Source organism: Streptomyces panacea, from assembly GCF_040560175.1.
Lineage (GTDB): Bacteria > Actinomycetota > Actinomycetes > Streptomycetales > Streptomycetaceae > Streptomyces > Streptomyces panacea.
Genome location: NZ_JARJHW010000023.1, coordinates 40,005 through 61,455 on the forward strand (window position 1 = coordinate 40,005; position 21,451 = coordinate 61,455).

22 protein-coding genes are annotated in these 21,451 nt (G+C 70.7%); 10 read left to right on the forward strand and 12 right to left on the reverse strand.

Features of this window, described 5'->3' with window-relative positions; translation table 11 throughout:
• Positions 1-18 precede the first annotated feature (18 nt).
• Complete coding sequence (locus P3L51_RS08695; RefSeq protein ID WP_354604514.1) at positions 19-819, forward strand: GNAT family N-acetyltransferase; 801 nt, start codon at positions 19-21, stop codon at positions 817-819.
• An 87-nt stretch (positions 820-906) separates the two neighbouring features.
• Here P3L51_RS08695 and P3L51_RS08700 read toward each other — a convergent pair whose 3' ends face one another.
• The 4 genes from P3L51_RS08700 to P3L51_RS08715 all read right to left on the reverse strand — a co-directional run bounded on the left by P3L51_RS08700 (position 907) and on the right by P3L51_RS08715 (position 4,549).
• Positions 907-1,764: an ABC transporter ATP-binding protein gene (locus tag P3L51_RS08700; protein ID WP_354604515.1), complete on the reverse strand. Its 858-nt coding sequence runs from the start codon at positions 1,762-1,764 to the stop codon at positions 907-909.
• Positions 1,748-2,803, reverse strand: a complete 1,056-nt coding sequence (locus tag P3L51_RS08705) for a taurine ABC transporter substrate-binding protein (protein WP_354604516.1) — start codon at positions 2,801-2,803, stop codon at positions 1,748-1,750. Before P3L51_RS08705 ends, P3L51_RS08700 begins: the two co-directional genes overlap by 17 nt.
• A 74-nt stretch (positions 2,804-2,877) precedes the next feature.
• Positions 2,878-3,753, reverse strand: a complete 876-nt coding sequence (locus P3L51_RS08710; protein ID WP_354604517.1) for an ABC transporter permease — start codon at positions 3,751-3,753, stop codon at positions 2,878-2,880.
• 301 nt (positions 3,754-4,054) lie between these two features.
• Positions 4,055-4,549, reverse strand: a complete 495-nt coding sequence (locus tag P3L51_RS08715) for a hypothetical protein (protein ID WP_354604534.1) — start codon at positions 4,547-4,549, stop codon at positions 4,055-4,057.
• A 539-nt stretch (positions 4,550-5,088) separates the two neighbouring features.
• Between P3L51_RS08715 and P3L51_RS08720 the strand changes: the two genes are divergently transcribed.
• From P3L51_RS08720 to P3L51_RS08730, 3 genes are all read left to right on the forward strand, one after another.
• On the forward strand, positions 5,089-6,501 hold the full coding sequence (locus P3L51_RS08720) for a family 2B encapsulin nanocompartment shell protein (protein WP_354604518.1): 1,413 nt from the start codon (positions 5,089-5,091) through the stop codon (positions 6,499-6,501).
• A gap of 156 nt (positions 6,502-6,657) precedes the next feature.
• Entirely contained in the window at positions 6,658-7,839 is a 1,182-nt protein-coding gene (locus tag P3L51_RS08725) for a family 2 encapsulin nanocompartment cargo protein terpene cyclase (protein ID WP_494338540.1), read from the forward strand.
• A 15-nt stretch (positions 7,840-7,854) separates the two neighbouring features.
• Positions 7,855-8,733, forward strand: coding sequence for a geranyl diphosphate 2-C-methyltransferase (locus P3L51_RS08730; protein WP_354604519.1), 879 nt, complete (start codon positions 7,855-7,857; stop codon positions 8,731-8,733).
• 155 nt (positions 8,734-8,888) lie between these two features.
• Here the strand turns inward: P3L51_RS08730 and P3L51_RS08735 are convergent, their stop codons facing one another.
• Positions 8,889-9,749, reverse strand: a complete 861-nt coding sequence (locus tag P3L51_RS08735; RefSeq protein ID WP_354604520.1) for an MBL fold metallo-hydrolase — start codon at positions 9,747-9,749, stop codon at positions 8,889-8,891.
• Between the two features lie 175 nt (positions 9,750-9,924).
• Here P3L51_RS08735 and P3L51_RS08740 point away from each other — a divergent pair, with 175 nt between their 5' ends.
• Positions 9,925-10,623, forward strand: coding sequence for a TetR/AcrR family transcriptional regulator (locus tag P3L51_RS08740; protein WP_354604521.1), 699 nt, complete (start codon positions 9,925-9,927; stop codon positions 10,621-10,623).
• A gap of 23 nt (positions 10,624-10,646) precedes the next feature.
• Here the strand turns inward: P3L51_RS08740 and P3L51_RS08745 are convergent, their stop codons facing one another.
• A complete protein-coding gene (locus P3L51_RS08745) occupies positions 10,647-11,501 on the reverse strand; it encodes an NmrA family NAD(P)-binding protein (protein WP_354604522.1) in 855 nt (284 codons plus the stop codon).
• Positions 11,501-11,941, reverse strand: a complete 441-nt coding sequence (locus P3L51_RS08750) for a nuclear transport factor 2 family protein (RefSeq protein WP_354604523.1) — start codon at positions 11,939-11,941, stop codon at positions 11,501-11,503. Before P3L51_RS08750 ends, P3L51_RS08745 begins: the two co-directional genes overlap by 1 nt.
• Before the next feature lie 101 nt (positions 11,942-12,042).
• On the opposite strand from P3L51_RS08750, the gene P3L51_RS08755 reads away from it, so the two are divergent.
• The 3 genes from P3L51_RS08755 to P3L51_RS08765 all read left to right on the forward strand — a co-directional run bounded on the left by P3L51_RS08755 (position 12,043) and on the right by P3L51_RS08765 (position 14,643).
• A complete protein-coding gene (locus tag P3L51_RS08755) occupies positions 12,043-12,672 on the forward strand; it encodes a TetR/AcrR family transcriptional regulator (protein WP_354604524.1) in 630 nt (209 codons plus the stop codon).
• A gap of 42 nt (positions 12,673-12,714) precedes the next feature.
• The gene (locus P3L51_RS08760; RefSeq protein WP_354604525.1) at positions 12,715-13,404 is read left to right on the forward strand and encodes a TetR/AcrR family transcriptional regulator; all 690 of its coding nucleotides are present in this window, start codon (positions 12,715-12,717) and stop codon (positions 13,402-13,404) included.
• Between the two features lie 69 nt (positions 13,405-13,473).
• Entirely contained in the window at positions 13,474-14,643 is a 1,170-nt protein-coding gene (locus P3L51_RS08765) for an FAD-dependent oxidoreductase (RefSeq protein ID WP_354604526.1), read from the forward strand.
• A gap of 25 nt (positions 14,644-14,668) precedes the next feature.
• Here the strand turns inward: P3L51_RS08765 and P3L51_RS08770 are convergent, their stop codons facing one another.
• Together P3L51_RS08770 and P3L51_RS08775 are read right to left on the reverse strand one after the other, a co-directional pair.
• Positions 14,669-15,292, reverse strand: a complete 624-nt coding sequence (locus P3L51_RS08770; RefSeq protein WP_354604527.1) for a CE1759 family FMN reductase — start codon at positions 15,290-15,292, stop codon at positions 14,669-14,671.
• A gap of 37 nt (positions 15,293-15,329) precedes the next feature.
• A complete protein-coding gene (locus tag P3L51_RS08775; protein WP_354604528.1) occupies positions 15,330-16,463 on the reverse strand; it encodes an LLM class flavin-dependent oxidoreductase in 1,134 nt (377 codons plus the stop codon).
• Positions 16,464-16,804: 341 nt separating this feature from the next.
• Here P3L51_RS08775 and P3L51_RS08780 point away from each other — a divergent pair, with 341 nt between their 5' ends.
• The gene (locus P3L51_RS08780; protein WP_354604529.1) at positions 16,805-17,665 is read left to right on the forward strand and encodes a DUF3592 domain-containing protein; all 861 of its coding nucleotides are present in this window, start codon (positions 16,805-16,807) and stop codon (positions 17,663-17,665) included.
• Between the two features lie 44 nt (positions 17,666-17,709).
• Complete coding sequence (locus P3L51_RS08785) at positions 17,710-18,915, forward strand: hypothetical protein (RefSeq protein WP_354604530.1); 1,206 nt, start codon at positions 17,710-17,712, stop codon at positions 18,913-18,915.
• Between the two features lie 70 nt (positions 18,916-18,985).
• On the opposite strand, the gene P3L51_RS08790 is transcribed toward P3L51_RS08785, so the two are convergent.
• The 3 genes from P3L51_RS08790 to P3L51_RS08800 all read right to left on the reverse strand — a co-directional run bounded on the left by P3L51_RS08790 (position 18,986) and on the right by P3L51_RS08800 (position 21,406).
• Positions 18,986-20,017, reverse strand: a complete 1,032-nt coding sequence (locus tag P3L51_RS08790) for a hypothetical protein (protein ID WP_354604531.1) — start codon at positions 20,015-20,017, stop codon at positions 18,986-18,988.
• A gap of 141 nt (positions 20,018-20,158) precedes the next feature.
• A complete protein-coding gene (locus P3L51_RS08795) occupies positions 20,159-20,692 on the reverse strand; it encodes an EF-hand domain-containing protein (RefSeq protein ID WP_354604532.1) in 534 nt (177 codons plus the stop codon).
• Between the two features lie 171 nt (positions 20,693-20,863).
• Positions 20,864-21,406, reverse strand: coding sequence for a nitrobindin family protein (locus P3L51_RS08800; protein ID WP_354604535.1), 543 nt, complete (start codon positions 21,404-21,406; stop codon positions 20,864-20,866).
• Positions 21,407-21,451: the final 45 nt, after the last annotated feature.

The window sequence follows — 21,451 nt, forward strand, 5'->3', positions numbered from 1 at the left end:
ACAAGTTGAGGAGTTTCGGTGACCGGTTTCGCGGACTCGATCGAATCGATGGAGCAACTCACCACGGTCTGGCGCGCCATGGTGCTCGACCGGGACGCGGGCGCGGATGTACGAGACCTTCCGGGCCTCGCTGTTCGCTGGGCGGACTGCCGGTTCCCGTTCTGGAACTGCGTCACATTGACCGATGTCGGCGCCGACGCCGAGCTGGTCGAGCGACGGCTGCGCCAGGCGGCGGACATCATGCGCTCGAAGGAACATCCGGGCTTTCTGTGGGTCTTCGAGGACCTGCTCGACGACGGGGCACGAGCGGCGCTGGAGACGGTGGCCTGCCAAGCCCTCCTCGAACACGCCTTCCCCGGCACCGGCATGGCCGCGGATCTGCTTCCCGTCCCCGAGCCGGACCACCCCGATCTGACGTTCGCGCGAGTGAGCACCGACGAACAGTTGCTGGCCTACGCGGACCTCAACTCGCGTGCTTACGGATTCACCCTGGAGGACGGCCGCGACGGACTGGCCGGCTCCGCGCTGTGGAAGAACGAGGTGTACGCCTACCTCGGTATGCGCGACGGGGTCCCGGTGACCTGCGCCGGGACGGTTGAGGCGCAGGGCCGCCTCTTCGTCGTGCTGGTCGCCACGGACCCGAGGTGGGAGCGCAGGGGCTACGGCGAGGCGGTGACACGCAAGGCGCTGTACGAGGGGGCCCGGGCGACCGGACTGACCCGGGCGACCCTGCACGCGACAGTCGCCGGGTCGCCCGTGTACCCGCGTATCGGCTTCCTGCCGAACTCACCGATCCACTTCTACAGCCTGAAAGGCTGACCCCGGACCCCTGCCCTGACCCCCTGTCCTGACCCCGGACCCGCTGTTCCCGCCCATACGCTCCGAGAGCGGGCTCAGCGGGCGGGCTCAGCGGGCCGCGTCCCGTACCGCGGCGCCGATCTCCGCGCGCAGCGCGGCGTACTCGGGCAGTCCCCGCAGCTCGTCCGGGTCGTCGGCGCTCCCGTTACGGGGCAGGGCGATGGGGGCGTCCAGCGCCACGGTGCCCGGACGGGCGGTCAGCACGACCGCCCGGGTGCCGAGGAAGACGGCCTCGTCCACACTGTGCGTCACGAAGACCGACGTGGTCCCGGTCTCGGCGCTCACCGTGCGCAGGTCCTCCTGGAGCCGCTCGCGGGTGAGCGCGTCCAGCGCCGCGAACGGCTCGTCCAGCAGCAGCAGATCCTTGCCGCCGGCCAACGCCCTGGCGATGGCCACCCGCTGCTGCTGGCCGCCCGATATCTGCCAGGTCCTGCGGCGCGCGGTGCCGGCCAGCCCCACCCGTTCCAGCAACTCCTCGACGCGAGCCGGGCGTTCGGCCCGGGGGACCCCGGCGTAGCGCAGGGCCAAGGAGATGTTGTCCCCGACGGTGTGCCAGGGGAACAGCCGTGGCTGCTGGAAGACGACCCCCGCCTGGCGCCCCGGCTCCGGTGGGCGGCCGTGTACGGCGACCTCGCCCGACGAGGCGTGTTCGAAGCCGGCGATCAGCCGGAGCAACGTGGTCTTCCCGCACCCGGACGGGCCGACGAGTACCAGGAACTCGCCGGCCGGGATGTCCAGCGACAGCGGGCCGAGCGCGGTGACGGCGTCAGCGCCGCGCCCGTACCGGTGATGGACTTCGCGTACGGTCACGGCGGGGGGTGCGACGGCCGCCGTGCCGCCCGCGGGGCGGGTCGTCTCGTCGTCCTGCCGGACCGCGCCGTCGGGGTGCTCACTCGGTGACGGCATCGCTGAGCCCTTCCACGTACACGGCCTTCTCCAGCTCCGACAGTTCCGGGGCGGCCGGTATCTGCTTCTGTCCGGCCAGGAACTCCGCCGCGCTGTGCAGGTTCTGGGCCAGGCCGCCGACCTGGCCCGGCCGGCCGAGCCACTTGTCGTCGGCCTGTTCGGCCGGCTTGAGGAAGATCCCCTGCTTGAGCTGGGCGGCGGCGTCCTCGGAGCTGATACCGAGTTGCTTGCCGACGGCCAGGGCGGCGGCCGACGGATCGTCATGGATCACAGTCAGCGCCTGTGCCTGGGCCTTGCGCCAGGCGGTGATCACTTCGGGCTGGGCCTTGATGAAGCTGGTCGACGCCACCCCGAGGTCGAGTGTGGGCTTGTCGGCCGCCGCCAGCTCACGGCTGGTGATCAGGGTCTTCCCGGTCTTGCCGAGCTCGTCGAGCGTGGGGAGCCAGACATAGGCCGCGTCGATGTCGCCGCGCGACCAGGCGGCGACTATGTCCTGCGGTTCGAGGTCGAGCAGCTTGACCTTCGAGGCGTCCACGCCCGCGCCGTCGAGTGCGGCGAGCAGGCTGTAGTGCGAGGTGGAGCTGAACGGTGTCGCGACCTTACGGCCCGCCAGATCCTTGACGTCCTTGACGCCCGAACCGTCACGGGCGACGAGCGCCTCGTTGTCGCCCGCGACATCCAGCACCCAGGTGACCTGGTACGGAATGTTCAGCGGCTCGGACAGACCCCGTGCCACCGGGCTGGAGCCGATCGCGGCCAGATCCACCGAGCCCGAGACGAAAGCGGTGTTGATGGTCGCGCCGGAGTCGAACTTGATCCACTTGATGGTGTGGTCGGGCAGCGCCTTCTCCAGCCAGCCGTTCTCCTTCACGATCAAGTCGCCGCTGGGGAAGGCCTGGTAGGCGATCCGGATCGTCTTGCCGCCGCCCTCGGAATCGCCGCCCCCGGCGTCGCCGGTACCGCAGGCGGTGACGGCGATCAGCGCTCCCAGAGCCGCGACGAGCGTGGTGGTGCGGCGCGGACCGCGTGTTCCGGGCATGGCGTAGTCCTTCATTCGATGGGCGGAGGGGAGAGGGATACAGCAGGGAGGGTGCGGGGCGAGGGTGCTCGGCGTCAGGACAGTCGGCGCCAGGGCGCGAGCCGGTTCTCCGCGCTCCTCAGCAGGCCGTCGATCAGCAGGCCCGAGACACCGATCGCGAAGAGGCCGAGGATCACCACGTCGGACTGGTTGTAGCGCTGGGCGTCGCGGATCATCCCGCCGATGCCCGGCAGCCCGTTGACGGTCTCGGCGGCGACGACCGAGGAGTACGCGATCCCGAACGCCAGCCGTACGCCGACCAGGATCTCCGGCAGCGCCGACGGCAGGACGACGGAGGCGACCACCTGCGAGCGGCGTGCCCCGATGGCCCGCGCGGCCTCCACCAGCGAGGCGGGCGCGGAGGCGACGGCGGACGCGGTGGCCACGGCCACGGGCGGCATGGCGGCGATGGCCAGCAGCCACAGTTTGGGGGCCTCGTCGATACCGAACCAGATGATCAGCAGGCTGAAGTAGGCGAGCGGCGGCAGGGTACGGAGGAAGGCGACCGCCGGTTCGAACACGACCCGCACCCACGGCAGCGTGCCCATCAGCACCCCGGCGACGAGCCCGGCCAGGACGCCGGCGCCCGCTCCGATCCCGATCCTGCGCAGGCTGATGCCCACATGCTCGATCAGGGTGTGACCCTGGTAGCCGCGTACGCCGTCGTGGGTGCCGGACGTCGTGACGAGCGCGTCCCAGACGGCCGAGGGCGGTGGTACCAGCAACGGTGACCACAACCGCAGGGCGGTCACGACCTGCCAGAGCGCGAGCAGGACGGCCAGGGCGATCAGCCGGAGCCCCACCCTTCGCAGCCGCGCGGCCCTTTCCGGCGAGCGGCGCGGCGCGGGGGCGGTCCCGGTGGGGAGCGCCGGGCCCGGCGGCTCCTTGGCCGTGGCGGTGGATGTGGTCATGGCGGACTCCGTCGAATGGGCGAGGCGAGGCGGAAGTTCGCGCCCGGGAGGGCGGACAGGGAGACAGCGGGCCTTCCCGCAGGGCATGAACGGTGCCTGCGGGAAAGGGAGATGCCACCGAGAAGGTGCGAGGTGCGGGGCCCGCACGTCATGCGCGGAAAGAATCAATCCGTGCCGACGCGCGCGGACGGGGCCGCACGGTTCGGGAAGCGCTCAGCGCCGCCGGGCCAGGCTCAACAGGAGCAGCTGGTCACACGGCAGAGATCGATGTGGAGACACTCCACGAGATACTGATCGCTGGTCACGGCAGGATTTCTAGCACAGCGCCATGGCCGGTACCAGGGGGTGTCCGCGACCTGGTACGGAACGGGGCGCGAGCGGCCCACAACTGACCTGCCGTCAGCCATGAGCCCTCTTCGAGCCGTACTCCTCGCACCTCGGCGACCAGGATCGTGTGGTCACCCGCCTGATGACGGTCGGTCCCGTACCGCACACTCCAGCTCCACCAGCGCCCCGGGCGGCCACCCGAAGACCGCCCGGCGTCAGCCCGAAGCCGCTCGACGCGAACTTGTCGGCGCCTCTGGTCGGTCGAACAGCCTCGCCAGCGGGCGCTGTTCGGCCGATCGCGCCCGCCCCGTCCGCGAGCAGCACCGAGATCGAGTGGTCCCCCGGATCCACGATGTCCGTCGCGCTCGGCGCCCACCACGAGCACATGCCGGGCACTGCCCGCCCGTACGGCGTCCGAGGCGAGCGCCAGGGCGTGGCAGAAGCCCGCGCGGGCCCCGGAGACATTCACCGCCGCGGCGCCCGGCGCGCCGAGTGCCGGCGCGAGCAGCAAGGCGAGCGGTGGGTGGTGCCCGTACGAGCTGCGACATGCTCGCGACCAGGACGAGGTCCACGCCCGAGGGGGCGGCCCCGGCCTGGGCCAGGGCTTTCTCCGCAGTCCGGGGTCACGGGGCGGGCCGTCCGCGCCGAGTGCAGCGGCACCCGGGGTGCGCTCCAGCCCGCTTCCGCCTCGTCGCCGTGGACTGCCATCGATTGGTGATTGTCACCATGCGCCCATCGGACACCGGGGCGCTCAAGTCCGGCTCAAGCGGGGCCGGTCACCGTCCCGTGCGGTGGCGACCGGTGATCGCACCGCTCGAACACCACCGGCCACCCGGATAAACCTCATGCGGTACAAGATCGCCGCATCGAGGTAACTCAGTGGACTCTCCCGGCAAGTTGGGCGCGGCGGCCGTTAGCGTTCCCATGGATCTCGACGGATTCCACGCGAATCACGCGTTACCGCGTATGTCCGCCGATCACCGCCGTCGTAAAGGAGAAACCGCCCCGATGACCGTCGACAGCAGCCCGGAAGCACAGCAGGAGTCGCCACCGCAGTCCAGTCTGGGCACCGCGGCCGCCCGCAACCTCGCCACCACCACCAAGTCCGCCCCGCAGATGCAGGAGATCACCTCCCGGTGGCTGCTGCGGACGCTTCCCTGGGTCGAGACCAAGGGCGCTGCCTACCGGGTGAACCGTCGGCTGACCTACACCGTCGGCGACGGGCGCGTGGAGTTCGTCCAGGACGGCTCCACCGTCCGGGTGATCCCCCGCGAGCTGGGCGAACTGGCCCTGCTGAGCGGCTTCGAGGACGTCGAGGTGCTGAGCGCGATCGCCGACCGGTGTGTCCAGCGCGACTTCCGCGCCGGCGAGACACTGGTCGAGCGCGGTACGCCCGCCGAGCGGATCCACCTCATCGCACACGGCCGGGTCAACCAGACCTCCGTCGGCAAGTACGGCGACGAACTGGCCGTCGCCGTCCTCGCCGACGGCGACCACTTCGGTGAGAACACACTCCTGGACACCGACGCGAAGTGGGACTACACCGCCACCGCCGAGACCAACGGCACCCTGCTCACCCTGTCCCGCGCCGACTTCACCGCCGTACTGTCCTCGGCGCCCGGCCTCCGGACGCACATCCAGGGGTTCAGCTCGATTCCCCTCCAGCGGCAGAACCGGCACGGCGAGGCCGAGATCGCGATGTCGGCCGGCCACACCGGCGAGGCCGCGCTGCCCGGCGCGTTCGCGGACTACGAACTGAAGCCGCGCGAGTACGAACTCTCCGTCGCGCAGACTGTTCTGCGCGTCCACACAAGGGTCGCCGACCTCTACAACGGGCCGATGAACCAGACCGAGGAGCAACTCCGCCTCACCATCGAGGCGTTGCGGGAACGCCAGGAGTACGAGCTGGTCAACAACCGGGAGTTCGGCCTGCTCCACAACGCCGACTTCAAGCAGCGCATCCAGCCGCACTCCGGTCCGCCCACCCCGGACGACCTCGACGAACTGCTCTGCCGCCGCCGCGGCACCAAGGTCTTCCTCGCTCACCCCAAGACGATCGCGGCGATCGGGCGGGAGCTCAACGCTCGCGGGCTCTATCCGGACCATGTCGACCTCGGCGGCCAGCAGGTCCCGGCCTGGCGCGGCGTACCGATCCTGCCCTGCGGCAAGATCCCCATCACCAAGGAGAACACCAGCTCGATCATCGCCATGCGCACCGGCGAGGACAACCAGGGCGTCGTCGGCCTGCGCCAGACCGGTCTGCCGGACGAGTACGAACCGGGCCTGTCGGTCCGCTTCATGGGCATCAGCGAGCAGGCGATCATCTCGTACCTGGTCAGCACCTACTACTCCGCCGCCATCCTGGTGCCCGACGCGCTCGGCGTGCTGGAGAACGTGCAGATCGCCCGCACACGGTCCTAGCGCCGACGGCGCCGATGGCGCCGACGGCCCGTCACGCCTCGCCCATCGCCCATCGCCCCTCGCGCTCCCGCCCGTCGTGACCTTAACGACCCCCGCGGGCCGGGCGAGCACGCCCGAGCTGCGGGGCAGCCCACCCACCTCACCAAGGAGTTACGGATGCCCGATCCCGGGCCTTCCCCTCTGCCGCCGAGTCCGTCCGCCGCCGCGGTGAGGCAACCGAGCCCGGCCCTGGAACGGATCCTGGGCGGCCCCAGTGGTCTGGGCACGGCGGGTCTGCATCTGGGCCGACCCGCGCAACCTCCACCTCTCCCGGAAGCCACGGCTCTCCCGGATCCTCCGGGGCCCGAGAGCCCGGTGGAGGGCAGACCGATCCCGGGCCTCTATCACCACCCGGTGCCGGAGCCCGACCCGGAGCGGGTGGAGGAGGTCGGACGCAGGATCAGAACGTGGGCGGTGGACGAGGTCCAGGCGTTCCCACCGGAGTGGCAGGACCAGTTCGACGGTTTCTCCGTCGGCCGCTACATGGTCGCTTGCCATCCGGATGCCCCTACCGTCGACCACCTGATGATCGCCACCCGGCTGATGGTCGCCGAGAACGCGGTCGACGACTGCTACTGCGAGGATCACGGCGGCTCACCCGTCGGCCTCGGCGGCCGTCTCCTGCTGGCACACACGGCTCTGGACCCGCTGCACACGACGAGGGAGTACGAGCCGCAGTGGGAGGAGTCCCTCGGGTCCGACGGGCCCCGGCGGGCCTACCGCTCCGCCATGGAGTACTTCTGCCGGCAGTCCACTCCCTCGCAGGCCGACCGGTACCGGCACGACATGGCCCGTCTGCACCTGGGCTACCTCGCCGAGGCGGCATGGGCCGAGACGGATCACGTTCCCGAGGTGTGGGAGTACCTGGCGATGCGCCAGTTCAACAACTTCCGCCCCTGCCCCACGATCACCGACACCGTCGGCGGTTACGAACTGCCCGCCGATCTGCACGCCCAGCCCGCGATGCAGCGGGTCATCGCGCTCGCCGGCAACGCCACCACCATCGTGAACGACCTGTATTCGTACACGAAGGAGCTCAACAGCCCCGGACGGCACCTGAACCTGCCCGTGGTGATCGCCGAACGGGCGGGCGTCTCCGACCGGGACGCCTATCTGAAGGCGGTCGGGGTCCACAACGACCTCATGCACGACTTCGAAGCCGAAGCCGCCGCCCTGGCGGCCACCTGCCCCGTCCCGAGCGTGCTGCGTTTCCTCCGGGGAGTGGCCGTGTGGGTCGACGGCAACCACTACTGGCACCAGACCAACACCTACCGATACAGCCTGCCCGATTTCTGGTAAGGAGCGCACTTCACTGTGACCAGCACCCAGCTCAGCACCGGCACGTCCGTGTACATCCCCGCCCCTGCGTCGCCCTACCAGGGCGACATCGCCCGCTACTGGGACGGTGAGGCCCGGCCCGTGAATCTCCGTCTCGGCGACGTCGACGGGCTCTACCACCACCACTACGGCATCGGCGACATCGACCACGCCGCCCTCGGGGACTCCGGCGACAGCCGGTACGAGAAGAGGCTGATCGCCGAGCTGCACCGGCTGGAGTCGGCCCAGGCCGAGGTCCTCCTGGACCACCTCGGCTCCATCGGGCGCGACGACACCCTCGTGGACGCCGGCTGCGGCCGGGGCGGCTCGATGGTGATGGCCCATCAGCGATTCGGCGGCAAGGTCGAGGGCGTCACCCTGTCGGCCAAGCAGGCCGAGTTCGCCAACCGGCGTGCGGGGGAACTCGGCATCGCGGACCACGTCCAGGCCCGCGTGTGCAACATGCTCGACACGCCCTTCGAGACGGGGCAGGCCGCGGGCTCGTGGAACAACGAGTCGAGTATGTACGTCGACCTGGACGACCTCTTCGCCGAGCACTCCCGCGTCCTCAAGGTCGGCGGCCGCTACGTGACCATCACCGGCTGCTGGAATCCGCGTTACGGCCAGCCCTCGAAGTGGGTCTCCCAGATCAACGCGCACTTCGAGTGCAACATCCACTCCCGCCGGGAGTATCTGAAGGCCATGGCCGACAACCGTCTCGTACCGCAGGCCATCATCGACCTGACCCCCGAGACTCTGCCCTACTGGGAGCTGCGGGCCACGTCTTCGCTGGTCACCGGTATCGAGGAGGCGTTCATCAACTCGTACAAGGACGGCTCTTTCCAGTACCTCCTGATCGCGGCCGACCGCGTCTGACGGAGGGCCTGCCGAAGGCCGGCTGAAGGTCGGCTTGAAGGCCGGCTGAAAGGTCCGGGTCCGTCCGTCACCTGACGGGCGGACCCGGACCTTTCCGGAGGGCGGACGTCCGGGCCATGGATCACGTGGCGGGCCGGTGTCCGTGGGGCGGATCCTCAGCTCGTGGAGCCGGCCGCGTAGAACGCCTGGACGGCGAGGCTGATCCACTCAGGCCGCTCCCAGGTGCTCCAGCGGGCACGCGCGGCCTTCTCGATCGTGGCCGCCGCCTCGTCGGCGGACGCGCCGCCGGTGCGCAGGCGCTCGACCTCGTCGCGGACGTAGGCCAGATAGTCGCGTACGTGGCGGATCAGCGAGGTGTCCGCCACCTCGCCGTGCCCGGGGACGACGATCTCCGCTTCGAGGGCGATGAGTTGATCGAGCACGGTGATCCAGCGCGGGCCGTCGACATCGACGTCGTACGGCGGGAAGTACGGCGTGATCGGGAAGATGCGGGTCTCGAACAGGTCCCCGCCGAACAGCACCCGGTCGTCGATGAGCACGGTCTGGTCGGAGGCGGTGTGCGCCGGGCCGACGGTGCGCAGCACGGCCGTACGGCCGCCGAGGTCGATCTCGGCCCGGCCGTCGTACACGAGATCGGGGTCGACCAGCTCGACTCCGTCGAGCTCCGCCGCGATGGCGGGGCTCAGATCCTTGAACATGTCGATGTACGCGGAGCCCTTGCGGTGCAGCTCGTCGCGCTGCCCGCGGTTGTAGACGATCGTGGCCGCGCCCTTGAACGCCTGGGCGCCGAAGCCGTGTTCGGGGTGGAAGTGCGTGATCGTCAGGTAGAGCGGCAGGTCGCCGGCCAGGCGCCGGGCCTGCTCCAGGACGTGGGCGCCGTTGCGGGGGCCCATGCCGGTGTCGATGACCAGCGCGGCCTTCGCACCCACGACGATGCCGACGTTCGGTACGAGGTCCACGCGCCGGTCGGGGATCACGAAGACGCCCTCCGAGACCTGGACCGGCTCACCGCTCACGATAGGCGCCGGCGCTCCACTCGCGTCGGGTAAGCCCTTCGGCTCGATGCTGCCCGCACTCACCGAAAGTTCTGAGGCGCACATGGCCGCACTCCAATCTAATCAGCGTTCAGATGGTGTGCCTCGAATGTAACATCGATCTGATCGTTGCTCAGATGGGGGCTAGGATCGAGGGATGGCAAGACAGCACTACCACCACGGTGAACTGCGGAACGCGCTGCTGGACGCCGCGGAGGCGCTGGTCCGCGAACGCGGCGTCGACGGCTGGTCGCTGCGCGAGGCGTCGGCGCGGGTCGGCGTCAGTTCGAGTGCCGCGTACCACCACTTCGCCTCACGCGACGCACTGGTGCGCGCGCTGAGGCGGCGCGTTCTCGCCCGGCTGGGCGAACGCCTGAGCCGGGCCGTCGGCCGCACCGCCGACCCGGAGGCGGACACCGATCACCAGCGGCGCCTCGTCGCCATCGGCCGCACCTACGTTCAGTGGGCCGTGGAGGATCCCTCGGTCGCCCGGCTGGCCTTCGGCGCCGGGGCCGCCGACCCCGATACCGATCGCGGCTCCGATTCCGATTCCGCGTCCGGGGTCACGCCCCACCCGCACGACCTCCTCGACGCCGAACTCGACCGGCTCGTCGCGGCCGGCGGACTGCCGGAGGCCGCCCGTCCCGGAGCCGACTTCGTCGTCTGGGCCGCCATCCACGGACTCGCGACGCTGCTCGTCGACGGGCTGGCCCGGCTCGACGAGCGGCAGGCCGTCGCCCGCGAGGCGGAGCGCGTCGTACGAGCCGTCCTCACCGGCCTGACGCGGGAAGCCGTACCGCCCGAGAACTGGCCGACCGTGCGCTCCGCCCACACCGAACGCCGCGCCGAACGGTAGGGCGGGATCGAAAACGGGATCGCTCAGGCCAACTCCCGTTCCGCGAAGGCGCGGAAGGTCCCGGGCGGGCGGCCGGTGAGGCGCCGCACCGTGTCGGTGGTGCGGTCCTCGGCCCCCTCCGCGATGGACCGGTCGAGGCCGGCGAGCATCGCGGCGTACTCGGCGGGCATCGCGGAGGCCAGTCGGTCGCGCATCTGCTCGTACGTCAGTTGCTGATGGGTGACGGTCCGGCCCGTGACCCCGGCGAGTACGGCGGCGATCTCACCGTAACTCAGCGCCTGCGGACCGGTGATGACGAGTTCACCGTTCGGGGCCAGGGTGTCGGTCAGCGCGTGTACGGCGACACGGGCGATGTCGTCGGCGTCGATGAACCCGACACGGCCTTCACCGGTGGCCGTCAGGACGGTCCCGTCGGCTCGGATGCTCTGCGCGTGCGGGTGGTCTCCGGCGAAGTTCTGCATGAACCACGAGGGCCGCAGTACTGCCCATTCGTCGAACAGGCCGGGCAGCGCCTGGTGGATCTGCCCGGTGTACGGGCCGCCCGAGGGGATCGCCGACGAGCTGAGCAGTACGGCGCGGCGCACGCCGGCCTCACGGGCCCGCTTGAGGAAGGGCAGCATGACGGCGGCCGGCTCCAGCGAGCCGAGCGGCGGTATGAGATAGACCCGGTCGGTGCCGCTGAGGGCTTCGTCGAACGTCGCGGGGTCGTTCCAGTCGAAGCGAACGGCCTCGGCGCCGTCCACGGCGGTGGCGCGTCGGCTCGCGGCCTTCACGCGGTGCCCGCCCGCGGCGAGTTGGGCGGCGACGCGGCTGCCGGTGGTGCCGGTGGCGCCGATGACCAGGGTCCTGCCGGGAGTCGTCTCTCCGGAAGTGCTCATCAGTTCTTCCCTGTGAAGTCGACCGAGGGGTCCTGGACCGCGAGCGGGTTCCAGTAGTCGCGGTAGTGGGTGATGAGGCCGTCCTTGACGGTCACCACGGCGATGTAGCTCATGTCGAACGGCTTGCCGCTCTCCACCAGCCGGCCCACCCCGCGCATCTCGACCACGATCGTCTCCGCGACGGTGGTCCGGTGGATCTCCACGTCGGGGAAGTCGTGGAGGTCGATGTGGTCGGGGTAGCCGCGCATGTAGTCGCCGATCGCGGTCTTGCCGTCCAGGCGCTTCGGCCAGCCGTCGGGGGCGAACGGGAATTCGAGCACTCCGTCGGCGTCCCAGAGGTCGACCCAGCCGGGGATGTTCTTGTCCACCAGCAGTCGTAGGCCGTGGCGGTACAGGTCCGCCGGTGTCGATGGTGGTGTCGGTGCCGTGTCTGTGGGCACGGGGAACTCCGTTCAGTACGATACGGACCGAGGGTCCGCTTCCTGTCGAACGATACGGACCCTGGGTCCGCTTTGCAACCAACGGGAGGAACCTCATGCCAGTGCCAGTGCCAGTGCCGGAGCCGGTGCCCGAGTCGGCCCCCGAGCGCAAGCCGCGCAAGGACGCGGCCCGCAACCGGGCCGCCGTCCTCGTGGCGGCCGACGACCTCTTCGCGCACTGCGAGAGCCCCGAGTCGGTCACGATGGCCGACATCGCGGCGGCGGCCGGTGTCGGCAAGGCGACGCTCTTCCGTGCTTTCGGCGATCGCACCGGCCTGATCCACGCGCTGTACGGGGCGCGGCTCGAACCGGTCGCGCGCGCCATCGAGGAGGGCCCGCCGCCGCTGGGGCCCGGCGCCCCGCCGCTCCTGCGCGTACCCGCCCTGCTCGACGCCGCCCTGTGCTTCAAGCTCGACAATCGCCACCTCGCCCTCGCCTTGGAGGGGATCGGGGGCGACAGCCCGTACCAGGCTGAGCACTATCAGCGGTGGCACGGCACCCTTCGGGCGGTGCTTGAGCAGATCCCGGGTCTCACGGACAGCGACTTCACCGCCCACGCGCTGCTCGCCGCCGTCCGCGCCGACCTGGTCGAGTACCTCGCCGGTCAGCGGGGCGTGCCGCGTGAACAGATGCGGGCACAGCTGGCGGCCTTCACGGCCAAGGTCCTGGGTGGGGGTGTCCCTACGGGCTGAACGAACTTGTTCGTAGCGAACATGTTCGTTACGCTTGCCGGTATGACACCTGGTTCCCCCGCCCCCAAAAGCCGCCGGGAGCGTCCGGCCAAGCCCGCGCTCAGCCGGCAGGGCATAGTCACCGAAGCCGTACGGATCATGCGGACGGAGGGCCTTCAGCGCGTCACCATGCGCCGTCTCGCGAAGGAGTTGGACACCGGGCCCGCGTCGCTGTACGTCTACGTCGCCAGTACGGCCGAGCTGCACGCCGCGATTCTGGAGGAGTTCCTGGGCGCCGTCGATCTGCGCCCCGTGACGGCGCGAGGGGACTGGCGCGAACGCCTTGCCTCGGTCCTCATCTCGTATACGCGCGTGCTGTTCGAGCATCCGACCCTCGCGCACTCCGCGCTCGTCGCCCGCCCCTCCGGCGCGAACTATCTGGCGCTGGTCGAGGCGGTTCTCGCCCTGCTGGACGAGGGCGGCGTCCCCGGCGGCCAGGCCGCGTGGGGAGTGGACGTGCTGCTCCAGGTCGCCACCGCCACGGCCGCCGAGCAGTCCACCCGCGCCGAGGACACCCACGCGAAGGACGACCACAACGCACTCGCGCGGAACCTGCGCGAGGTGTCGGCCGACACCCACCCCCGTATCGCCGCGCTCGCCGACGACCTGGTGTCGGGCACTCCGCAGCAACGTCTGAGCTGGATGTTCCACACGGTCGTCAACGGGGCGCTGACCACGCCTCGGGAGCCCTGACCCCGGCCCCCGGCGGCCCCGTCGGCAGCGCCCGCCCCGTACTCGCACCTCCGAAGAAGGAGCAGCCCCATGACCACCAGCCATTACCCGATCGCCATCATCGGCGGCGGTCTCGGCGGCCTGACCCTGGCCCGAGTCCTTCATGTCCACGGCATCGACGCCACGGTCTTCGACCTGGAGGCGTCCCCGGACGCGCGGACGCAGGGCGGCATGCTCGACATCCACGAGGAGACGGGCCAGGCCGCGCTGCGCGAGGCCCGGTTGTACGAGGAGTTCCTGGCCAGGGTCCACCCCGGCGGCCAGGCGATGAGGGTCCTCGACAAGCACGCGCACGTCCTGCGCGAAGAGAAGGACGACGGTACGGGAGGGCGCCCCGAGATCGACCGCGGCGACCTGCGCGACCTGCTGGTCTCCTCACTGCCGGAGGGCACAGTCCGCTGGAACGCCAGAGCGGTCTCCTGCCGCGCGCTGGATGACGGCAGGCACGAGGTCACGCGGGCCGACGGCGAGGTGTTCACCACGGACCTGCTCATCGGCGCCGACGGTGCCTGGTCCCGCGTTCGGCCTCTGGTCTCCGCGCGGACGCCCGCCTATACCGGCATCTCCTTCGTCGAACTCGACCTGCTCGACGCGGAGAAGCGCCACCCCGACAGCGCGGAACTGATCGGCGACGGCATGTGCTTCGCTCTCGGCGACGAGAAGGGCTTCCTCGCCCACCGCGAGACGGACGGCAGTCTGCACCTCTATGTGGCGCTGCGCGCGGACGAGAAGTGGCTGGGGACACTGGACTTCACGGGCACGGGCACGGGCACCGGCACGGACACCGACGCGGCGAAGAGGGATCTGCTGAAGCACTTCGACGGCTGGGCCCCCGCCTTGCGTGATCTCATCACCGAGGCGGACGGCCCGCTCGTGCCCCGCCACATCCACGCCCTGCCCATCGGCCACCGCTGGCCCCGGGTCCCGGGGACGACACTCCTCGGTGACGCGGCCCACCTGATGTCGCCCTTCGCCGGAGAGGGGGCCAACCTCGCCCTGATCGACGGCGCGGACCTCGGCCGCTGCCTGGCCGGGCATCCCGGCGACACCGAGGCGGCGCTGACGGCGTACGAGAAGACCCTCTTCCCTCGCTCCGAGGAGACGGCCCAGCAGTCCGCCCAGGGCCTGGAGGCCATTTTCGACGCGAGCGCGCCCCAGCCGCTGCTCGACATGTTCGCCCGGTTCGACGAGGCACAGTGACGGCCCGCCGATCCCTCGGAGCGCGTCAGGACCGGTCGCGGCCCAGGAGTTGTTCCATGGCGGTGGCGCCCTCGCCGAAGGTGTCGCGCCGGCGGTGGGGCCCGCATCCCTGGACCAGGCGGGCGTAGTCGGCCGCGGCGGCCGTGACGCGGTCGCGCAGGACCGCCGCCCCGTCCGACTGGGAGCCGAAGTCGTCGGTGGCGGCGTACACGCCCCGCGACGACACGATGGCGTGCAGATACGAGAACATCGGCCGCATCGCGTGTTCGAGGACGAGCGAGTGCCGTTCGGTGCCGCCCGTCGCGCCCATGAGCACGGGCATGTCCGACAGCGTCTCCTCCGGGAGTACGTCGAAGAAAGACTTGAACAGACCGCTGAAGGAAGCGTTGAACGCGGGGGTGACCGCGATGACCCCGTCGGCGTCCGCGACCGTGCCGAACGCCTTCTCCAGCGGCGCGGCCGGGAAGCCGCTGAACATGGCGTCGATGATGGCGTGCCCCAGGGGCCGCAGTTCGACGAACGAGGACTCCACCGTGGTGCCGGCGGCGGTGAGTTGTGTACGTACGGCCGCCTCCAGGCGGTTGGCGAGCATGCGCGTCGAGGAGGGTTCGCGCAGTCCGCCGGTGATGATCGCGAGTTTGGTCGTCACGTCATCCGACCTCCGACTCCGTTCAGGGGCAGGTGGGTTACGGCTCCGGCGTCGCGTCCTTCGCGGCCTTGGCGTCCTTCGCGTTCCTCTCGTCGCGCTGCCGCAGCAGCGACTGATGAGTGGGGGCCGCCGGCGCGTCGGCGGACCTGCCGATGGCGAACTCCTTGCGGAGGACCGGCACCACCTCTTCGCCCAGGAGGTCCAACTGCTCCAGCACCGTCTTGAGCGGCAGTCCCGCGTGGTCGAGGAGGAACAACTGGCGCTGGTAGTCGCCCGCGTACTCACGGAAGCCCAGCGTCTTGTCGATCACCTGCTGCGGGGAGCCGACGGTCAGGGGCGTGAGCGAGGTGAACTCCTCCAGGGACGGCCCGTGCCCGTACACGGGCGCGTTGTCGAAGTACGGCCGGAACTCCCGTACCGCGTCCTGGCTGTTGGGACGCATGAAGATCTGTCCGCCCAGACCGACAATGGCGGACTCCGGTGTGCCGTGCCCGTAGTGCGCGAAGCGCTGCCGGTACGTCTCCACCATCTTCCGCGTGTGTGACGCGGGCCAGAAGATGTGGTTGGCGAAGAATCCGTCTCCGTAATAGGCGGCCAGTTCCGCGATCTCGGGGGTACGGATGGAGCCGTGCCACACGAACGGCGGGATGCCGTCCAGCGGGCGGGGCGCGAGGGTGAAGCCCTGGAGGGGCGAGCGCAGCTTGCCCTCCCAGTCGACCACCTCCTCGCGCCACAGCCGGCGCAGCAGGTCGTAGTGCTCGACGGTCAGGGGGATGGCCTGACGGATGTCCTGGCCGAACCACGGATAGACCGGCCCGGTGTTCCCGCGTCCCAGCATCACGTCCGTCCGGCCGCCGGACAGGTGCTGGAGGACGCTGAAGTCCTCGGCGATCTTGACGGGGTCGTTCGTGGTGATCAGCGTGGTCGACGTCGACAGGATGATCCGCTCGGTCTGCCCGGCGATGTAGCCGAGCAGGGTGGTGGGGGAGGAGGGCACGAAGGGCGGGTTGTGGTGCTCACCCGTGGCGAAGACGTCGAGGCCGACCTCCTCCGCCTTACGGGCCACGGTCACGGTGGCCCGGATACGTGCCGCCTCGGTAGGAGTACTGCCTGTGGTCGGGTCGGGGGTCACGTCACCCACGGTGAAGATTCCGAACTGCGTCCCGGTCATGTCGCTGACACCTCCCTGCCTCGCGCGGGGCACCCCCCGGGGCAGGTGTACGTACCTCGACGGGCGGCCTTGGCGCCGGACCGACGCCTCGGTGACCTCGTGGACTCACAAAACACCTCATTTCTACCCTCCGGGGTTCGCCTTGAATCCGGCCGGGTACGCCGGGGGGACCGGCAGGCAGGAATCGCCCTGTCGTTCGCCCGCCCCCTGCGGCACGATGATCGCGGATCGCGGATCGCGGATCGCCGTCGGGCGGGTGGGGCGGCTGGGACACTCCAAGCGCCGTCCGGACGGCACCGGGTCGTGCGCGGTCGGGGCGGGGCGACGACAGGGGGGCGGGCATGGGCTGGCACGGAGTGCTGCTGCTGTGGTGCGCGGGATGCGGCGTACTGGCGCTGATCGGTTACGGAAGGTCGCTCGCCGGTGCCACCTGGGCGCAGCGGGTGGTGCGGGTCCCGGGGCGGATAGCCGAGGTGCGGCCCCCGCGGCACGGTGGCGACGGCCGGGCCGGGATACCCGTGACGATCGCCTTCCCCGACCCCGCCACCGGACAGGAGCACGTCCTGCCCTACGTGGCCGGGGACAGCGGCATCCGGCTGGACACGGTGTGGGTGGGCCGCGAGCTGGCCGTGCTCCACGAGCCCGGCGACCCGCGCCATTTCAAGATCACGTACGACCTGGCGGACGACCGGCGCGGCCTGGCCCTGCCGCACTTCCTCGTCTTCCTGCTGTACGCCGGACTGGTCGCCGACATCTCGATCAGGCACGGCTACCCGTGGGCCCTCCTCGGCGTGGGCGTGCCGCTGACCGTCGTCATGGCGTTCGTCCTGCGCCACGATCTCCGCCTGGCGCGCCGCGACGCCGCGAGGCGGGACGCCGCCGTCGCCGTTCCGGGCCGGGTGGTGGCCGTTCTCACGACCGACCACGAGGACGGGGAGGGTTCCTGGACCAGCCACACGGCGGTGATCACCTTTGCCACGCGTGAGGAAACGGTTGTCACCGCTCGTTTCCGCGTCGAGCGGGACGATCCGGCCACCGCGTACGGCCAGGAAGTCACCGTCCACTACGCACCCGACGACCCCGAGGCCTTCACCCTGGACCTTGCCGCCGGCCGGCGCTCCAACGTCCTGGACCTCGTCTTCGTCTCCCTGTGCCTGCTGCTGGGTGTGGCCGCGTCCGTCGCGGGCACGCTCCTGCTGTGACGCCCGGTCCGCGACGTACGGCAGCCACCGCCTAGTCTTGCCGGATGCGTATCGGGGGCATCGGGGGAAGCGACGGCAACGGCGGCGGCGACATGGAGAGTTCGGCCACGCCGCCGGGGCTCCGTGGCCGGATGCGCCGAGTGGGGAAGTATCAACTCCTCGTGCTGGGAACGGCGTTCGTGGTCCTGGTGGCCGGGGTCGTCGTCGCGGTGGCCGTCACCGGTGACGAGGACGACGAGAAGTGCCATGAGGTGCCCGCGTCGGTCCGGGCGCTCGCCGACGACCCCGCGGCGGCCACGAAGGCCCTGGATCCCGGGGACGATCTCGACGGGTTCTCGTCCGCGACGCGTCTTCTGGCGCACAGCGCGGTGTGCGGCGACGGGGCCCGCGTACTGGGTCGCGTCGTGGACGCGGGCACCCGCGCCACGGGCCCCGGAAAGCCGCACACCGCGGCGCAGGCCCGTAGCGCGTACGCGGTGGCGGCAGCCCTGAGCGGCGGGGAGATCCCGGCCGGGCTGGCGCCGGGTGTGGCGCGGATGCTGGCCGAGTACGTGGTGGACGCCGGACGGGACGACGGCTTCGGCGGGAATGACACGATCAGCCCCGTGGCCCTGCCCACCGAGTCGCTGCCCGACGAGAGCGGCTTTACGGAATTCGGCCGCTTCCTCGCGCCCGGCGAGGTCCACGCCAGATTCGAGTACAAGGGCATCGACGCGGACACGGACATGAGGACCCTGGTGGCCGAACTCGCCGAGGACCCCGAGGCGTTCGCCGTTCTCTACGACGCCGAACGCGCCAATCTGGCCTCCTACCTGGAGCGGTTGACCGATGAGGGCGGTGACCCCGACTTCCGCCCCACCCGGGTAGACGGCGGATCGGATCCGACGGCCTGGCCGGACATCGATCTCCGGGAACTGGCGGGCCGTGTGGGCACCTTGATGCAACACCGCGCCACTTACACCAGGGACGGCACGATCTCCGACCTCGACGCCTTCGACCGGTCCGTGCGCGCGCACAGCCGGGGCACCTTCCGTCCGGCCGGCAAGCAGCTCGAGACCCGCCTCCCGGTCGGCGACATAGCGGCCCGGCCCGTCGCCGGCCCCGTGCGGGGCGATCTGATGGACGGCCGGGAGCAGCTGTTCACCGTGCTGGACAGATGGGCGGAGCAGCGCCGCATACCGGACCGGCGAGCCGCCGCCATGCGGCAGTTGATGGACGACTTCTATGTCCGGGGACTGTGGCTCAGGTAGCGCCGCCGACACGACGGCGTGGGCGTGCCGTGCCGTGCCGTGCCATGGCGTGCCGTGACGTGCCGTGGCGTCAGGAGTGGAACCGGAGGTCCGAGCAGCCACGTCGGCGGACCTCGTCCCGCGTGAACTCCTCGAACATCCGCTCCTTGGCCGCCGCGCCGACCCCGGGAATGTCAGGGGAGCCGGCGAAGGCGTAGTTGGCGGCCTCGCCGTCGCAGCGGGCGCTCGCGGTACCCGGCCGGGGCCTGCCGTCGTTGTCGTACGCCGTGAGCCGACTGCTCCAGTCGCCGTACCAGGACACGAAGGTGAGCACCGAGCCGTCCCTCGGCGATCCGTCGTCATTCCCGGACGTGAGCTCGCAACGCCCGGTCGGGGCAGCGCTGTTCGCGCCCACCCCGATCCGCCAGTCGCCGCTCTCCGGCAGTCCGGCCCGGGACACCCAGGCGCAGGCCGTGTCCGCCGCCTCGGCCACCGGGACAGTCGGCAGATCGTCCGCCGCGCCGGTCAGCGGAAGGTCCTTCTTCGGTGGCTCGATCGTCTCGGCGCCGCAACCGACCTTGTCCGAGGCCGAGTTGGCGAACGCCACGGCGGTACGGTACGCGGCCCCCGGCGCCTCGGTGGGAATCTCCCGCCCCAGGGAGGCCCGCACCATCAGCTTGCGCCCTCGACCCTGACCGTCCTTGCCGAGATCCGGGCACGGCACGACGAAGCGGATGGCGTCGTACTGGTCGATGAAACCGGGCAGATCTCCGGGCAGCGCCGCCTGGCTGTCGAACCCCTCCTGGGGGAAGATCGCCATGAACGCCCGGTCCTGGTCGTCGCGTCGGGTGTACGCCGACAAGGCGACGGTCCGATCCCGGGAGATGCCCTCGCCCTCGAAGGTGAGTGTGCAGGAGTAGGAGCCAAGCGCCTCGGTACGCTTCGATTCCGCGGACTCCAGGTCGGCGTCCTCCGGCGTGAGCCCCTTCACGGCGTCCCGCGGCAGCGCCCCGTCGCACGCCTGACGGACCAGCAGCCACTCCTGCGCGGAGGGGGCGGCCAGATAACCGCCCACCCCCAGCACGGCCGCAGCTACTACAGAGACCTTGACCCAGCGCCGCATCGTTCCCCCGTCGTACCGGTCACCCGGAGGCGCCCTGCCCCTTCCGTACGTACCGCCGCACCTTACTCGCCGGTGTCGTTGGCCTTCCGGCCGGGCGATGCCCCCGTGTCCCCCTTCACCACGCACAAGCCCTTCGTCCGGTCACAGCCCCGCCCCGGTCAGGTGGTCGCCGGGGATCCCGGCCTTCTCGGGGCGGTAGTAGTCCCTGATTCCCTCCGCCCAGGTGGCCTCCGGAATCCGGTCACCGTCAACGGGGCCGAAGGCGTCGAACAGCGCGTCGATACGGGACCGTTCGAAGCCGATGGCCGTCATCAGGGCCATGAAGACGGGTCGCGTGACGAGGCCGTCGCCCTCCGGGGCGCCGAGCGCGGCGAGCGCTTCGGCGAACTCGTCGATCGTCGCCTCGAACCGCTCCGGCGACAGCACGCTGGCGGTGAACTCGTCCCGGCTGACCCGCCCGTCACCGTTGGCGTCCAACTCGGTGACCAGGGTCCGCCAATAGCGGCGACAGGAGTCGAGCAGCGCGCTCTTGGCGGCATCGTCGGACGCGGGCGCCACCGCGGACACCCGGCTCGCCAACAGCTCGAAGTCCTCGGCCTCCAGACAGCCGTTCCCGTCGGCGTCGAGCAGGGAGAAGACGAGTTCGACACGGTCGGTCGCCTCAACGGTACGCATGGCACTCACCTTTTCTCTCCGGTCTTCCGTCCGGAGCCCGTGCCCCGCCGGCTCCTTCACTATCCGGTGGGCGCGGCAGCGGCGGAGGGGAAAGCAGGGGTGTTGCACACGAACGGGGGCAATCCGCCGGGCAGCGCATGAAACGTCCCGGTCGGGAAAGCCCGTCAATCGCTACTTGCCGCGTCGCAGGTGCGCCGAGAGGTGGTGTTGCAGTGGCCGGCCCACCGCCGCGAGGTCGTGGACGAATGCGAGCGCCCCGTCGTCGGTCAGCGTGTAGCGCCGGCGCGTGGCGTCGACCTCCTTGGCGGTGGGGGTGCGGGCCACCTCGGTGGTGGCGAGGTCGACGGTGTTCCCGGCCGCGTGGCCCACCGCGATCTCCGCGATGCCGGTGGGCTGGGTGATCAGTGCCTCCACCCGGCCGTCGGGCTGAAGCCGCCACCAGCCGCTCTCGCGGGCCGACGGGCGCAGCGGTACGTCGTCGGCGTCGACCAGCCAGGCCCGGGTCTCGTAGTGGAGAAAGGGGCGTCCGTCGTGACTGAAGGTGATCTCCTGTGTGTAGGTGAAGTCTCCTTCGAGCGTCGGGTATCCACCGTGTCCCCGGCCGTGCCACGTACCCAGGAGGCCGAGAACGGGCGCGAGCAGTGCGTGCGGCGCGGGTGTCGCGTCCGGTCGGTGGGCATCGGGAAACGGGTGCTCCGGTACGAGGTCGAACACGGTTCGCGCTCCTGGAATCGAGGCCGGTACGAAAGGGCAGCCTAA

What these genes read in the sequence shown, in the direction of transcription:
- P3L51_RS08700 (WP_354604515.1), bottom strand. Translation starts at nt 1,764, where the DNA reads ATGCCGTCACCGAGTGAGCACCCCGACGGCGCGGTCCGGCAGGACGAC.
- P3L51_RS08705 (WP_354604516.1), bottom strand. Translation starts at nt 2,803, where the DNA reads ATGCCCGGAACACGCGGTCCGCGCCGCACCACCACGCTCGTCGCGGCT.
- P3L51_RS08710 (WP_354604517.1), bottom strand. Translation starts at nt 3,753, where the DNA reads ATGACCACATCCACCGCCACGGCCAAGGAGCCGCCGGGCCCGGCGCTC.
- P3L51_RS08720 (WP_354604518.1), top strand. Translation starts at nt 5,089, where the DNA reads ATGACCGTCGACAGCAGCCCGGAAGCACAGCAGGAGTCGCCACCGCAG.
- P3L51_RS08725 (WP_494338540.1), top strand. Translation starts at nt 6,658, where the DNA reads ATGCCCGATCCCGGGCCTTCCCCTCTGCCGCCGAGTCCGTCCGCCGCC.
- P3L51_RS08740 (WP_354604521.1), top strand. Translation starts at nt 9,925, where the DNA reads ATGGCAAGACAGCACTACCACCACGGTGAACTGCGGAACGCGCTGCTG.
- P3L51_RS08745 (WP_354604522.1), bottom strand. Translation starts at nt 11,501, where the DNA reads ATGAGCACTTCCGGAGAGACGACTCCCGGCAGGACCCTGGTCATCGGC.
- P3L51_RS08760 (WP_354604525.1), top strand. Translation starts at nt 12,715, where the DNA reads ATGACACCTGGTTCCCCCGCCCCCAAAAGCCGCCGGGAGCGTCCGGCC.
- P3L51_RS08765 (WP_354604526.1), top strand. Translation starts at nt 13,474, where the DNA reads ATGACCACCAGCCATTACCCGATCGCCATCATCGGCGGCGGTCTCGGC.
- P3L51_RS08775 (WP_354604528.1), bottom strand. Translation starts at nt 16,463, where the DNA reads ATGACCGGGACGCAGTTCGGAATCTTCACCGTGGGTGACGTGACCCCC.
- P3L51_RS08780 (WP_354604529.1), top strand. Translation starts at nt 16,805, where the DNA reads ATGGGCTGGCACGGAGTGCTGCTGCTGTGGTGCGCGGGATGCGGCGTA.
- P3L51_RS08785 (WP_354604530.1), top strand. Translation starts at nt 17,710, where the DNA reads ATGCGTATCGGGGGCATCGGGGGAAGCGACGGCAACGGCGGCGGCGAC.
- P3L51_RS08790 (WP_354604531.1), bottom strand. Translation starts at nt 20,017, where the DNA reads ATGCGGCGCTGGGTCAAGGTCTCTGTAGTAGCTGCGGCCGTGCTGGGG.
- P3L51_RS08795 (WP_354604532.1), bottom strand. Translation starts at nt 20,692, where the DNA reads ATGCGTACCGTTGAGGCGACCGACCGTGTCGAACTCGTCTTCTCCCTG.